Raw genomic sequence first — 12,909 nt, 5'->3', positions numbered from 1 at the left:
GAGGTCATTGCAGCAGTCGGTCCAGCTCTCCGCACGGGAGATGCCGGTCGCGAGCTCGAAGGTGCACCGGATGATACCCCGCAGATTGCGAAAGGGAACAGCCCGGGATCCGGTCGGCGGTCTAGGCTTGGCCGGGTGTCGTCGACCGCCGCACAGCGTCGCGAGGCGCTGAAGGCCGTCCTCGCCGAGGCGCGGGGATGCACCCGCTGCCCGGAGCTGGCCCGGACCCGCTCGACCGTCGTCTTCGGCTCGGGCAACGCCGACGCCGAGCTCATGTTCGTCGGCGAGGCGCCGGGCCGCAACGAGGACCTCCAGGGCCTGCCGTTCGTGGGCCAGGCGGGGCAGCTCCTGGACCGCCTGCTCGGCGAGATCGGCCTGGCGCGCTCGGACGTGTTCATCAACAACGTGCTCAACTGCCGGCCGCCGGGCAACCGCGATCCGCAGCCCGCCGAGATCGAGCACTGCCAGGACTTCCTGTTCCGCAAGATCGAGCTCGTCCAGCCGTCGATGATCGTCACCCTGGGCAACTTCGCCACGAAGCTGCTGCGCCAGGACACGACCGGGGTCATGCGCCTGCACGGGCGACCGGAGGTCCGCGTCGTCGGGACGCGGGCGGTCCGGCTCTACCCGGTCTTCCACCCGGCCGCCGCGCTGTACACGCCCGCCAACGTCGACGTCCTGCGCGAGGACTTCGCACGGATCCCCGAGCTGCTGGCGCTCGGCGCGCCCGAGCAGCCCCAGGCCGAGGCCGTCGAGCCCGAGCCGCCGGCCGCCGCCGAGGCCGAGCCCGAGCCCAGCCTCCAGCTCGGGCTCTTCTAGGCGCGCGCCCCGCGCAGCGACGGCAGCACCTCGTCGCCGTAGCGGCGGATGGAGGTCAGCGGGTCGTGGTCGCCGATGGACTGCAGGCACACGACGGTCGTCCCGTCGATGGCCGCCAGCTCGCGCAGGCGCCGGATGTGCTCGTCGACGTCGCTGCTGATGAGGAAGCCCTCGTGGGCGAACTCCTCGTCGCTCATGCGCCTCTCGGCCTCGGCGGCCATCGCCTCGAGGTCGTGGTGGTCGTCGCGGTAGTACTCGGGGAACTGCGTCGTCTTCCACTTGCGGGTCGCGGCGATGACGCGCTCCTCGGGCTCGCCGAGGTGGAAGCCGGCCTGCAGGACGATCTCGCCCGGCTCGCGGCCGTGCTCGGCGCAGGCCGAGCGGTAGGCGTCGATGACCTCCGGGGCGCTCTCGGGGTCGCCCAGCGTCCACAGCCCGTCGCCCCAGCGGCCGGCGATCGCGGCGGCCTGCGGTCCGAAGGCCGAGACGATCATCCGCGGGCGCCGCGCGGCCATCGTGTACAGGCGCGCCTCGTCGAGGCGGAACCAGCCGCCGTCCATCGTCACCGTCTCGCCGTCCCACAGCCGCGAGATCGCCTCCAGCCCGGCCTCGAAGCGCCGCAGCATCTCGCCGGGCTCGGGCCAGTCCAGGCCCAGGGGCACCTCGCTGATGGCCTCGGCCGAGCCCACGCCGAGCACCGCGCGGCCCGGGTGCAGGTCCTCCAGGCCCATGAAGTACTGCGCGATGACCGCCGGGTGGTAATGGTGCAGGACCGGCGTGACGGAGGTGAACAGCGGCCCGTCGCCGCCGACGACCTGGCCCGCGGCGGGCAGGAACGCCCACGCGGAGGACCCCCGGCCCTCGGGGAACCACGGCACGAAGTGGTCGGAGGAGCCGATGCCGTCGAAGCCCGAGCGGTCGGCCACGCGGGCCTGCTCGAGCATCTGGCTGGGGGTGAACTCCTCCGTGGAGGCGGCGAACCAGAACTGGGTCATGCCCTCCGGCTACCCGCGAAGCGCATGGAGCACCGCCCGCAGCTGAGCGCGCTCGCGCGCGGCCTCACGGCGCAGCGCCAGGCGCGCGCCGGCGCGCGTGGCGAACGTCAGCGCCTGCGCCGCGCCGTCCAGCGCGGCCGCGCGCGGCCCGAGGTTGGCCGCCACGACCTCGTGGCGGCGGCGGGCCAGCAGCTCGTGGGGCTCGCCGCCGTAGGCCGGCCCCGTGCTGTGCCCGCCGCGGTGCTCGAGCTCGAGCTCGGGATGCAGCACGGTCGGCACGCCGGCGGCCCGCGCCCGCAGGCACAGGTCCATGTCCTCGTAGAACAGGAACTGCGCGGGGTCGAACGGCCCCAGGCGCCGCAGCGTCTCCGTGCGCGCCGCGACCGCCGCGGCGATCGCCCAGCCCACCTCGCGCTCGGCGCTGGCGCGCCAGGGGTCCGCCTGCAGGCGCAGGCGGCGGGGGAGGGCGCGCGGGTGCACGAGCGCGGGCAGCAGCGCGCCAGGGCGCCCGGGCAGCGCATGGGCGCTGCGCTGCGCGCTGCCGTCCGGGTTGCGCAGCCGCGGCACGTGCAGCGCGTCGGCGCACCGCGCGTGGCGGGCCAGGCGCTCGAGCACCGGCGGGTCGCCGACCACGATGTCGGGGTTGAGCAGGATCGTCACCGAGGCGGTCACGTGCCGCAGGCCCGCGTTGTTGGCCGCGCCGAAGCCGACGTCGCCCGCCTCGACGACCGTCGCCCCCCAGTCGGCGGCGATCCGCGGACCGTCGTCGGCCGAGCCCGCGTCGACGACCACGAGCGAGTCCGCGGCGGCCCGCGGCAGCGAGGCCAGCAGCCGCCGCAGGTCGGGCGCGGAGTCGTGCAGCACGGTGACGATCGCGGGCGCGCTCACCGGGCGGCCACCTCGGCCAGGATCGCGTGCAGCTCGGCGCCCGCCTGCGCCCACGTCCGCGGGGGCGCGAGCTCGGCGACCAGCCGGGCGCGCTCGGCGGGCAGCCGCGCCAGCGCGGCGGCCAGGGCGGCGGCGTCGCCGGGCGGGACCCGCAGCGTCCCGGGCAGGCGCAGCGTCGGCAGGTCGCTGACGACGGCGGGGGTGCCGTGCGCGGCCGCCTCGCGGGGCGGCAGCCCGAAGCCCTCCAGGTGCGAGGGCAGCACGACGGCCAGCGCGCCGGCGTAGAGCGCGTGCAGCTGCGCGTCGTCGACGTGGCCGAGCATGCGCGCACCCGGCACGGCGACGCGCCCCTCACCGGCGACCAGCAGCTCCGTGCCCTCCAGCGGCCGCCGCGCCCACGCCTCGGCGAGGACGTCGAGGCCCTTGCGGGGCTCGAGCGCGCCGACGTAGAGGACGTAGCGGCCGGGGTGGGGGCTGGCCGCGACGTGGTCGACGCCCGGCTCCACGACGCGGGCCGTCACGCCCCAGCGCCCCCGCAGCAGGTCCGCGCCGGCGGGCGCGTCGCAGACCACCGCGCCGGCGCTGCGCGCCAGCCGGCGCGGGCGCGCCAGGCGGTGCCACAGCCGCTCGTAGGCCGTGAAGTCCTTCGGGCGCTGCTCCCAGGACAGGTCGTGGACGGTCAGCACGTGCCGCGCCCCCGGCGCGCATGGCGCGGGCGCCGGCAGCCACACGACGTCGGCGCCGCCGGCGAGTCGGTCGATGCGGGGGCGCCCGCAGAGCGCCCCGGCCGCGTGCAGGGGGCGCGAGCCCGGCGCCGTGCGCACGAGGGTGACGCCGGGCACCGGCTCGACGGGCGCGCGGCCCGGCACCACGGCGCGGACCTCGGCGTGCGCGGCGAGCGCCTCGAGCATCCGGCGCGTGTAGCGCGCGACGCCGCGCCGGGCGGCCAGCGCGCGGGCGTCGACGGCCACGAGCATCGGGCGCACGCTACCCGCACGGGCCGGCCCGCGCCGCAGCACGATCGCCACGGGCGGCTTGGAGGCTGAGAGGCTATGGGGCGCCGCCGGGCCCGCCCGGGCGCCGCCGGCGGTCATCCGATGATCCGAACGACGCTCTTGGCACGAATCCCCTCACGATGAAGATCGCCGTGATCGGAGCCGGGGTGTCCGGGCTGGTGGCCGCGCACGCGCTGCACGTCGACCATGACGTGCGCGTGTACGAGGCCGGAGCCTACGCGGGCGGCCACACGAATACGATCTCGGTGCAGGACCGGGACGGCATGCTGGACGTCGACACCGGGTTCATCGTGTTCAACACCCGCAACTACCCGAACTTCGAGCGGCTGCTGGGCCGTCTCGGCGTCGCGTCCCAGGACAGCGACATGAGCTTCGGGGTGGGCGACGACGCCGGCGACTTCGAGTACGCCTCGACGTCGGTCAACGGCCTGTTCGCCAAGCGCTCCCACCTGGCCTCGCCGCGCTTCGCCCGCATGGTCCTCGACGTCCGCCGCTTCCAGCGCGCCGCGCGCGAGCTGCTGGCCTCCGACGCCGACCCATCGCTCGCGGAGTGGCTGGAGGCCCAGCGCTTCTCCCGCGACTTCATCGACCGGCTCATCGTGCCCCAGGCGGCCGCCGTCTGGTCCGCGCGCCCGGAGCAGATGGCGACGTTCCCCGCGCGCTTCCTCATCCAGTTCTTCGACAACCACGGGATGCTCGAGCTGCGCGACCGCCCGCGCTGGCGCACCGTCCAGGGCGGCTCGCGGCGCTACGTCGATGCGCTCATCGCGCCGTTCGCCGAGCGCATCGCGCTCTCGACGCCCGTCACCGCGCTGGAGCGCGACGAGGACGGCGTGACCGTGACGGCCGCCGGGCGCGAGCCCGAGCGCTACGACCACGTCGTGCTCGCGCTGCACGCCGACCAGGCGCTGGCGATCCTCGGCGCCGGTGCCACGCGCGCCGAGCGCGAGCTGCTCGGCGCCTTCCCCTACCAGCCCAACGAGGCGGTGCTGCACACCGACCGCGGGCTGCTGCCCCGCCGCCGGCGGGCCTGGGCGAGCTGGAACTACCACCTGTGCGGGTCGCCGACCGGACGGCCGACGGTGACCTACCACATGAACCGCCTGCAGTCGCTGCCCGCCGAGCACCAGTGGTGCGTGACGCTGAACCGCACGGAGGCCATCGACCCGGCCAGGATCGTGCGCACGATCCAGTACGCCCATCCCGTGTACACGCTGGAGGGCGCGCGGGCCCAGGCGCGCGTGGGGGAGATCAGCGGCGGCCGCGGGCGCACGCACTACTGCGGCGCCTACTGGGGCTGGGGCTTCCACGAGGACGGTGTCGTCAGCGGCCTGCGCGTCGCCCGCGAGCTCGGGGTCGCCGTCCCGTGAGCGCCATCCTGCAGAGCGCGTTCTACGAGGGCACGGTGCGCCACCGGCGCTTCGCCGTGCGCCCGCACGCGTTCCGCCACCGGATCTCCATGGCCTACGTCGACCTCGAAGAGCTCCCCCGCCTGCTGGGGGGCCGCCTGGTGCGCCGCGGGCCGGGGCTCGTGCGGTTCCGCCGCGCGGACTACCTCGGCGACCCGCAGGTGGGCCTGGCCGACGCGGTCCGCGACCTCGTCGCGCAGCGCACCGGGACCGCGCCCGACGGCCCGATCCGCCTGCTGACCCAGCTGCGGACCTTCGGCCACTGCTTCAACCCGGTCAGCTTCTACTACTGCCACCGGGCCGACGGGACGCTGCAGTGCGTCGTGGCCGAGGTGACGAGCACGCCGTGGTCCGAGCGCCACGCCTACGTGCTGCCCGCGCCGCCCGACGGGGCCGGCGTCATCAAGGGCCACTTCGACAAGCGCCTGCACGTCTCGCCGTTCATGGGCATGGACCAGTCCTACGAGTGGCACGCCACCCAGCCGTCGCCCGCGCGGCCCACGCTGTCGGTCCACATCGAGAGCCGCGAGGGCGGCGAGCGCGTGTTCGACGCGACGCTCTCGCTGCGCCGCGCGCCGTTCACGCCGCGCACCCTGGCTCGCGTCGTGGGCCGCCATCCCGCCGCGACGCTCCGCGTCCTGGCGCTCATCTATGCCCACGCCGCCGCCCTGGCGCTCAAGCGCGTGCCCATCCATCCCCGTCCCACGCTCCCGGAGGCCCCGTGACCGAGCGCGCCGCCCGTGCCGTCGTCCTGTCCATCCTGCGCCGCATCGAGGTCGGCCGTCTCACGGTCGTCGAGGGCCCGCAGCGCCACGTCTTCGGGCACGGGGCGCCCGAGGCCACGATGTCGATCCGCTCGGACCGCGCCTGGGTGGCGCTGCTGCGCGGCAGCCTCGGCCTGGCCGAGTCCTACCGCGACGGGCTGTGGGACTCGCCGGATCTGACGGCGCTCGTGCGCGTCGCGGCGCGCAACGTGACCAAGCTCGACGAGGTGCGCCGGCGGATGACGCCGCTGCGCGAGCCGTTCCAGCGCGCGCGCCTGGCGTTCGTGCGCAACACGCCGCTGCGCAGCCGGCAGGACATCGCCGCTCACTACGACCTGGGCAACGACCTGTTCGAGATCATGCTCGACCCCACGATGATGTACTCGGGGGCGGTGTTCGAGCGCCCGGGGATGAGCCTGGAGGAGGCGTCGCGGGCCAAGCTGGACCGCATCTGCGACAAGCTCGACATCGGCGCCGCAGACCACGTCCTGGAGATCGGGACGGGCTGGGGCGGCTTCGCCGTGCACGCCGCCTCGACGCGCGGCTGCCGGGTCACGACGACGACGATCTCGGCCGAGCAGCACGACGTGGCGGTGCGCCGCGTGCGCGAGGCGGGGCTGCAGGACCGCGTCACCGTGCTGCGCGACGACTACCGCGACCTGCGCGGGCGCTACGACAAGCTCGTCTCCATCGAGATGATCGAGGCCGTCGGCTGGAAGGACTTCGACACCTACTTCCGCTGCTGCAGCGACCTGCTGGCTCCCGACGGCTCCATGCTCCTGCAGGCCATCGTGATGGACGACCGCGCCTACGCGGTCGAGCGCGCGTCCAAGAGCTTCATGCGCACGCTCATCTTCCCCAACGGGTGCCTGCCCTCGCGCGAGGTCATCGCCCGGTGCGTCGCGCGCGACACCGACCTTCGCACGGTGCACCTCGAGGACCTCACGCCCCACTACGCCGAGACGCTGCGGCGCTGGCGCGTGAACTTCGACGCGGCCGAGGACCGGCTCGAGGCCCTGGGCTACGACGAGCGCTTCCGCCGCCTGTGGCGGATGTACCTGGCCTACTGCGAGGCCGGCTTCGCCGAGCACCGCATCGGCCTGGTGCAGACCGTCCTGGCCAAGCCGCACTGGCGCCCGTCGGTCTGCGAGCCCGGCGCGTCGCTGCCCGCCGTCAGCACCTCGGCGACGGGCTGATCGCGGCGCCGAGCCACATTCGTACCCCCAGGATGACCCTCGCCTCCCCACGCACCGCCGCCGTCGCCGTCGCCGCCTTCCGGGTCGGCTACGGCGCCCTGCTCACCGCCCGGCCCGAGCGCCTGGCGCTGCGCTGGCTCGGCCCGTCCTCGGCCACTGACCCGACGAAGGTCGCGCTGCGCGGCCTCGGCGCCCGCGACGCGGTCATCAACGGTGGGGCGCTCGTCGCCGCCGTGACCGGCTCGCCCGTGCGGCCGTGGCTGGGCGCCGCCATCGCCGGCGACCTCGCCGACCTCGGCGCCACGCTGGCCGGCCGTGCCGGGCTGCCCGACGGCTCGGCGAAGGCCGCCGCGCTGGTCATCGGCGCCTCCGTCGCGCTCACGGGCGCCGCGCTCGCGATCCAGGAGCGGTGACCGGGCTCGCCCACGACCGGACGGGGACCGGGCCGCCGCTGGTGCTCTTGCACCCGCTGGGGGCCGACCGCCACGTCTGGCGCCCCGTCCTGGCGCACCTGGCCGCCCACCGCGAGGTCGTCACCGTCGACCTCCCCGGGTTCGGCGGGTCGGCGCCGCTGCCGCCGGGCGTCACGCCGACGCCGGGCGCCCTGGCCGGCGCCGTCCGCGCGTTCTGCGATGACGCGCTGGGCCCGGCGTCATGGCACGTGGCGGGCAACTCGCTCGGCGGCTGGGTCGCGCTGGCGCTGGGGCTCGACCGCGCCGCGCAGACCGTCACCGCGATCGCGCCCGCCGGCCTGTGGAGCGCCCCGCTGGCGCCCAAGCCCGGGGTGGCCCGGAGCCTGGCCCGCGCGGTCGCGCCCGTGATCGGCGCGGCCACCCGCGTCACCGCGGTGCGGCGCGTGACGCTGCTGGGGACGATGGCCCACCCCGAGCGCGTGCCGCCGGCCGACGCCGCGGCGCTCGTGCGCTCCTACGGTCGGGCGCCCGGCTTCACCGCCGTCAACGCGGCGATGCGCGCCGGTCGGTTCCCGGACCTCGACCGCGTCGGCGTACCCGTGACCCTGGTCTGGCCCGAGCACGACCGCCTCATCGCCCGCCCCCGCACGATCCCCGCCGCGATACGGGAGATCGCGCTCCCGGGCTGCGGCCACATCCCGATGTGGGACGACCCCGGGGCGGTCGCCGCGGCCCTGCTGGCGGGGAGCGCCGTGCCGGCCGCAGCGTGGTGAGTCGGCCCGGGGAATTAGACTCGCCGCCGGATGCTGCCGGATGAGCCACGCGTCGCACTGGTCCACGACTTCCTGTTGGACCTGCGCGGGGGCGAGCGCGTGTTCCTCGCGCTCTGCGAGATGTTCCCCGAGGCCGACCTGTTCACGGCGGTCTACGACCCGGTCGGCACCGAGGGGCGCTTCGCCCACCGGCGGGTGCACACGTCGTTCCTGCAGCGCCTGCGGCCCGACGCCACGTCGTTCCGGCGCTACCTGCCGCTCTACCCCTACGCCATGGAGGCGCTGGACCTCAGCGGCTACGACCTCGTGCTCTCGAGCTCGTCGGCCTGGGCGCACGGCGTGCTGCCCTCCGAGAACGCGGTGCACGTCTGCTACTGCCACAACCCCTTCCGCTACGCCTGGAACGCGCGCGAGGCGACGCTGCGCGGCCGCGGGCCGATCGCGCGGGCCGCGCTGGGCGCGGTGCTGTCGCGCTGGCGCCAGTGGGACTGGATCGCCGCCCAACGGGTCGACCGCTACGTGGCCAACTCGGAGACCACGCGCCGGCGGATCGCGCGCTACTTCACCCGCGAGGCCGACGTCGTGCACCCGCCCGTGGAGATCGAGCGCTTCGCGCCCGGCGTGCCCGGCGAGCACTACGTCGTCCTGTCCGAGCTCATGCCGCACAAGCGCATCGAGCTGGCCGTGCGCGCGTTCGGCCAGCTGCGCCGTCCGCTGGTCATCATCGGCGACGGGCCCGACGCGCGGCGCCTGCAGCGGCTGGCGGGCCCGACCGTGCGCTTCACCGGTCGGGTCAGCGACGCCGAGGTCGCGCGGCTGCTGGCGACCTCGCGGGCGCTGGTGGTCACCGCGACGGAGGAGTTCGGCATCGCCGCCGTCGAGGCCCAGGCCGCCGGGCGGCCGGTCATCGCGCTCGACGAGGGCGGCGTGACGGAGTCCGTGGTGGAGGGGCGCACCGGGGTCTTCTACGAGAGCGCGACGCCGGAGGCCCTCGCCGAGGCGGTGGCGGCGTTCGACCCGCTGTCGGTCGACCCCGCCGACTGCGTCGCCAACGCGCAGCGCTTCAGCGCCGACGCGTTCCGTGCGGGGATCCTCGCGAACGTCGAGCAGGGCCTCGCGGCCGGCCCGGGTCCACGCGGGGAGCGCCGGCGGCCGGCGCTGGGCCTGGCGCTCGCCGGGCGCCGAACGGCCGCGTGAGGGTCGCGGTCGTCGTCCCCAATCGCGACGGGCGCCGGTGGCTGCCCGGCCTGATCGACTCGCTCCGCGCCCAGACCCGGTCCCCGGACCGCCTCATCGTCGTCGACGACGGCTCGCGCGACGAATCCGTGGCCTGGCTGCGCGCCCAGGGGATCGACGTGGTGGGCCGCGGGCAGCCCGGAGGGTTCGCCGCGGCGGTCAACCTCGGCATCGCCTCCGTCGCCGACTGCGACGCGGTCGCGCTGGTCAACACCGACGTCGTCCTGGCACCCGACTGGGTGGCGCGGATGGCAGGAGTGTTGGAGGCCGCACCCGAGGCGGGGTCCGTGGCGTGCAAGATGGTCGGGATGGACGACCCGGGCCTCATCGACGACGCCGGCGACACGCTGCGCCGCGACGGCGTCTGCGAGCAGCGCGGCCACGGGCGCCGGGACACCGACCCGCCGTCGCGCTTCGGCGAGGCCGGGGAGATCTGGGGCGCGTGCGCGGGCGCCGCGCTGTACCGCCGCGACGCCGTGGTCGCCGCGGGCGGCTTCGACGAGCGCTACGGGATGTACCTCGAGGACGTCGACCTCGCGCTGCGCCTGCGGCTGGCGGGGTGGACGTGCCGCTACGAGCCCGCGGTGGCGCGCCACGCCGGAGGGGGCTCGGGCGCGGCCGTCGGCTTCTGGGTCGCGCGCAACAGCCTCCTGCTCGTCACCCGCTGGTTCCCGCTGCGCTGGGCCCCGTTCGTGGCCTACCGGCAGGCCGGCTGGCTCGTGTCGGCCGCGCGCGGCGGAACGCTGCGCGGCCACCTGCGCGGGCTCGCGGCCGGGCTGCGCGACGCGCGCGGCAGCCTGCGGGCTCGCCGCGCGGCCGGCGGGGCGCCCGGGGCCGCGGCGATGGCACAGGCCGTTCCCTGGCGCCCGTGGCGCGGGCCGGGGGCCGGAGGCCACCGGGAGGCGCTGGAGTGAGCACCGTGGGCGGCCGCCGCCACCGCCGGGGCCATGAGCCGTCCCTGGGGTTCTTCCGCCACACCGTCGAGGTGTCCGTCTGGCGGCTGCTGATCCTGGGGCTGTTGGCCGCCGCGCTGGCCGCCCTCGACATGCGTGCGGGCCTGGGCCCGCACGACGAGGGCCTCATGCTGCAGTGGGGCCACCGCATCGCCGGGGGCCAGTGGCCCTACCGCGACTTCTGGTGCAACTATCTCCCCGGCCAGCCGCTCGTGCAGGCCCTCATCGGCAACACGCTCTGGGGCTGGCGGGTGCTGCGGGTCTTCACGGGGGCGGCCGCCGCGGTGCTCGCCTACCTGCTCGTCCGCCGCGAGACCGTCAACGACCGCTGGGCGCTGGCCTCCTGGGCGGCGGTGGCGGCGGCGATGGCCTGGCCGCTGACGCCCGGGCCCAACGCCTCGGCCACCACCCTGGCCCTCGGCGCGCTGCTGGTCGCCCGGCGCCGGGGCTCGCTCGCCGGCGCCCTGGCCGGGCTGGCGTTCCTCTTCCGGCCGGAGATCGGCGTGGCGGCGGCCATCGGCGCCGCCGTGCTGCACGGCCGCTCGCGCGTGTCGTTGACGCCCCTGGCCGTCGCGGCGGCGGTCGGCCTCGCCGGCCTGCTCCCGTTCCTCGTCGTCGCGCCGGGGGACCTGCTCTCCCAGACGTTCGGCTTCGTGGGCAAGCAGGGGCTGCAGCGCCTCCCGTTCCCCCTGGCGCCGCATACCACCGACCCCAACAAGGTGCTCGAGCGGACCTTCCCGGCGATCCTCGTCGTCGCGGTGATCCTCTGGGCCGCCTCGGCGCTGCCGCGCCGCCGGGGCGGGGCGCTGGCGGCCCTCATGGTCGCGGGGCTGGGCTACCTGCTGGCCCGCACCGACGAGTTCCACCTCGTGCCGCTGTCGGCCGTGCTGGGCGTCGGGCTCGCGGCGGCCGCGGCGCGCGAGCCGCGCCGCTGGCTGCAGGTGGCACTGGCGGTCGCCCTGGCGCTCATCGTCGTCCACGGCCTGGACCGCCAGCTGGGCAAGGTGCGCGACGCCAGCGAGATGGTGGCCGTCGAGCTGCCCGACGGCGTCGAGATCCGCTCGACGCCCGAGGACGCCAAGGCACTTCAGGCGCTCGCCATCGCGGTCGACGAGCGCTCACGTCCCGGCATGCCGGTGCTGTCGGCGCCGCCGCGCTACGACCACGTGCGGGTGGGGGACACGTTGTTGTACACCTTGCTGGACCGCACGAACCCGACGCGCTACGACGTCGTGCAGCCCGGGGTCGTCACGACGGCCGAGGTGCAGCGCGAGATGATCCGCGACCTGGTGCGCAGCGACACCCGCCTCATCGTGCGCTGGGAGTCACCGCTGGCCCTGGCGCTCGAGGACAACGGCTCCTCCAAGTCCTCCGGCGTGCACCTCCTCGACGACTGGATCGAGGCCCACTTCCGCCAGATCGGCCAGTACGGCGACTACGTGCTGCTGGGGCGCCGGCAGGCGTGAGGGTCGCCGACGCGCTGCACGGCGCCGCCGACGTCCGCGAGCCCGTGCTGCGCGCGCTGCTGGGCACGGCCGCCCTGCAGCGGCTGGCCGGCGTGCACCAGGCGGGGGCGGTCTGGCTCGTGCGACCCGGCCGGGACGTCACGCGCCTGCAGCACAGCGTGGGCACGATGCTCCTCGTCCGCCGCCTGGGCGGGTCGACCGCCGAGCAGGCCGCGGCGCTGTTGCACGACGCGGGCCACGGGGCGTTCTCGCACGTGATCGACCGCGTCTTCGACGACGCCGGCGACTGCTGGCACGAAGACGCCGGCGTCGACCTGCTGCGCGCCGGCGAGGTGCCGGCGCTGCTGGCCGGCCACGGGCTGGACCCCGACGCCGTCCTGGCGCTGCACGACTGGCCGCTGCTGGATCGCGAGGCGCCCGACCTCTGCGCCGACCGCATCGACTACGCGCTGCGCGACGCCGTCTGCGAGGGGCTCGTGACGGCCGGGTGCGCCCGGGCCTTCCTCGACGCGCTGGCCGTGACCGAAGAGGGCACGCTCGCGGTGACCGCCCCGGGGCCGGCAGCCTGGTTCGCCGAGCGGTTCGACCGGCTGGTGGGGACGGTCTTCTGCGACCCGACCGGGATCTGGGCCGACTGGGTGCTGGCCGGGGCGATCCGCCGCGCCCTGGCGCTCGGCGCGCTGGACCCGGCCGACCTGCTGAGCACCGACGCCGCGCTGCTGGACCGGTTGCGCGGGGCCGCCGACCCGGAGATCGACGGCGCACTGGCGCGCCTGGTGCCCGGGGCCCGCGCCGTGCTCGCCCGCCCGGGGGAGGACGCCGACGTCGTCGTGCATCCCAAGCCCCGCACCGTCGACCCGCTCGTGCTGGGCGCCGAGGGCGCGCCCGTGCGCGCCTCGGCGCTTGCGCCGTCCATCGCCCGCGACGCCGCGGCCCTGCGGGCGCGCGTCGCCGCCGGGATCGCGGTCCGCGCCGCCTGAG

General features: G+C 76.0%; 13 protein-coding genes. 10 read left to right on the top strand and 3 right to left on the bottom strand.

The genetic code is table 11. The features are described from left to right. Positions 1 to 135 precede the first annotated feature (135 nt). Positions 136 to 819 (top strand): uracil-DNA glycosylase, encoded by a 684-nt coding sequence (locus FSW04_RS19755; RefSeq protein WP_228430597.1) that lies wholly within the window; start codon positions 136 to 138, stop codon positions 817 to 819. Here the strand turns inward: FSW04_RS19755 and FSW04_RS19750 are convergent. From FSW04_RS19750 to FSW04_RS19740, 3 genes are read right to left on the bottom strand one after another with little or no spacing between them, the layout of a single operon-like run. Next, on the bottom strand, positions 816 to 1,814 hold the full coding sequence (locus FSW04_RS19750) for an LLM class flavin-dependent oxidoreductase (protein WP_146921948.1): 999 nt from the start codon (positions 1,812 to 1,814) through the stop codon (positions 816 to 818). The genes FSW04_RS19755 and FSW04_RS19750 overlap by 4 nt on opposite strands. Positions 1,815 to 1,823: 9 nt before the next feature. Next, positions 1,824 to 2,702, bottom strand: a complete 879-nt coding sequence (locus FSW04_RS19745) for a glycosyltransferase family 2 protein (RefSeq protein ID WP_187368939.1) — start codon at positions 2,700 to 2,702, stop codon at positions 1,824 to 1,826. Continuing rightward, positions 2,699 to 3,679, bottom strand: coding sequence for a glycosyltransferase (locus tag FSW04_RS19740; RefSeq protein ID WP_187368938.1), 981 nt, complete (start codon positions 3,677 to 3,679; stop codon positions 2,699 to 2,701). The genes FSW04_RS19745 and FSW04_RS19740 overlap by 4 nt, the downstream gene beginning before the upstream one ends. A gap of 158 nt (positions 3,680 to 3,837) precedes the next feature. Here FSW04_RS19740 and FSW04_RS19735 point away from each other — a divergent pair, with 158 nt between their 5' ends. The 9 genes from FSW04_RS19735 to FSW04_RS19700 are packed head-to-tail and all read left to right on the top strand — an operon-like array spanning position 3,838 to position 12,908. Then, entirely contained in the window at positions 3,838 to 5,088 is a 1,251-nt protein-coding gene (locus tag FSW04_RS19735) for an NAD(P)/FAD-dependent oxidoreductase (RefSeq protein WP_146921945.1), read from the top strand. Further along, positions 5,085 to 5,852 (top strand): DUF1365 domain-containing protein, encoded by a 768-nt coding sequence (locus tag FSW04_RS19730; RefSeq protein WP_228430596.1) that lies wholly within the window; start codon positions 5,085 to 5,087, stop codon positions 5,850 to 5,852. The genes FSW04_RS19735 and FSW04_RS19730 overlap by 4 nt, the downstream gene beginning before the upstream one ends. Then, positions 5,849 to 7,087, top strand: a complete 1,239-nt coding sequence (locus tag FSW04_RS19725) for an SAM-dependent methyltransferase (RefSeq protein ID WP_146921944.1) — start codon at positions 5,849 to 5,851, stop codon at positions 7,085 to 7,087. Before FSW04_RS19730 ends, FSW04_RS19725 begins: the two co-directional genes overlap by 4 nt. A gap of 32 nt (positions 7,088 to 7,119) precedes the next feature. After that, a complete protein-coding gene (locus FSW04_RS26360) occupies positions 7,120 to 7,500 on the top strand; it encodes a hypothetical protein (protein ID WP_187368937.1) in 381 nt (126 codons plus the stop codon). Continuing rightward, positions 7,497 to 8,273, top strand: coding sequence for an alpha/beta fold hydrolase (locus FSW04_RS19720; RefSeq protein ID WP_187368936.1), 777 nt, complete (start codon positions 7,497 to 7,499; stop codon positions 8,271 to 8,273). The genes FSW04_RS26360 and FSW04_RS19720 overlap by 4 nt, the downstream gene beginning before the upstream one ends. A 30-nt stretch (positions 8,274 to 8,303) precedes the next feature. Continuing rightward, positions 8,304 to 9,470, top strand: coding sequence for a glycosyltransferase (locus FSW04_RS19715; protein WP_146921942.1), 1,167 nt, complete (start codon positions 8,304 to 8,306; stop codon positions 9,468 to 9,470). Further along, positions 9,467 to 10,423 (top strand): glycosyltransferase family 2 protein, encoded by a 957-nt coding sequence (locus FSW04_RS19710; RefSeq protein WP_187368935.1) that lies wholly within the window; start codon positions 9,467 to 9,469, stop codon positions 10,421 to 10,423. Before FSW04_RS19715 ends, FSW04_RS19710 begins: the two co-directional genes overlap by 4 nt. Further along, the gene (locus FSW04_RS19705) at positions 10,420 to 11,928 is read left to right on the top strand and encodes a hypothetical protein (RefSeq protein WP_146921941.1); all 1,509 of its coding nucleotides are present in this window, start codon (positions 10,420 to 10,422) and stop codon (positions 11,926 to 11,928) included. The genes FSW04_RS19710 and FSW04_RS19705 overlap by 4 nt, the downstream gene beginning before the upstream one ends. Beyond that, positions 11,925 to 12,908 (top strand): HD domain-containing protein, encoded by a 984-nt coding sequence (locus FSW04_RS19700; protein WP_146921940.1) that lies wholly within the window; start codon positions 11,925 to 11,927, stop codon positions 12,906 to 12,908. The genes FSW04_RS19705 and FSW04_RS19700 overlap by 4 nt, the downstream gene beginning before the upstream one ends. The last annotated feature ends 1 nt before the right edge of the window (position 12,909 follow it).

This window comes from Baekduia soli (assembly GCF_007970665.1).
Classification (GTDB): domain Bacteria; phylum Actinomycetota; class Thermoleophilia; order Solirubrobacterales; family Solirubrobacteraceae; genus Baekduia; species Baekduia soli.
The sequence above is the reverse complement of the archived record's forward strand: the minus strand, read 5'-3'. Positions and strand labels throughout refer to the sequence as shown.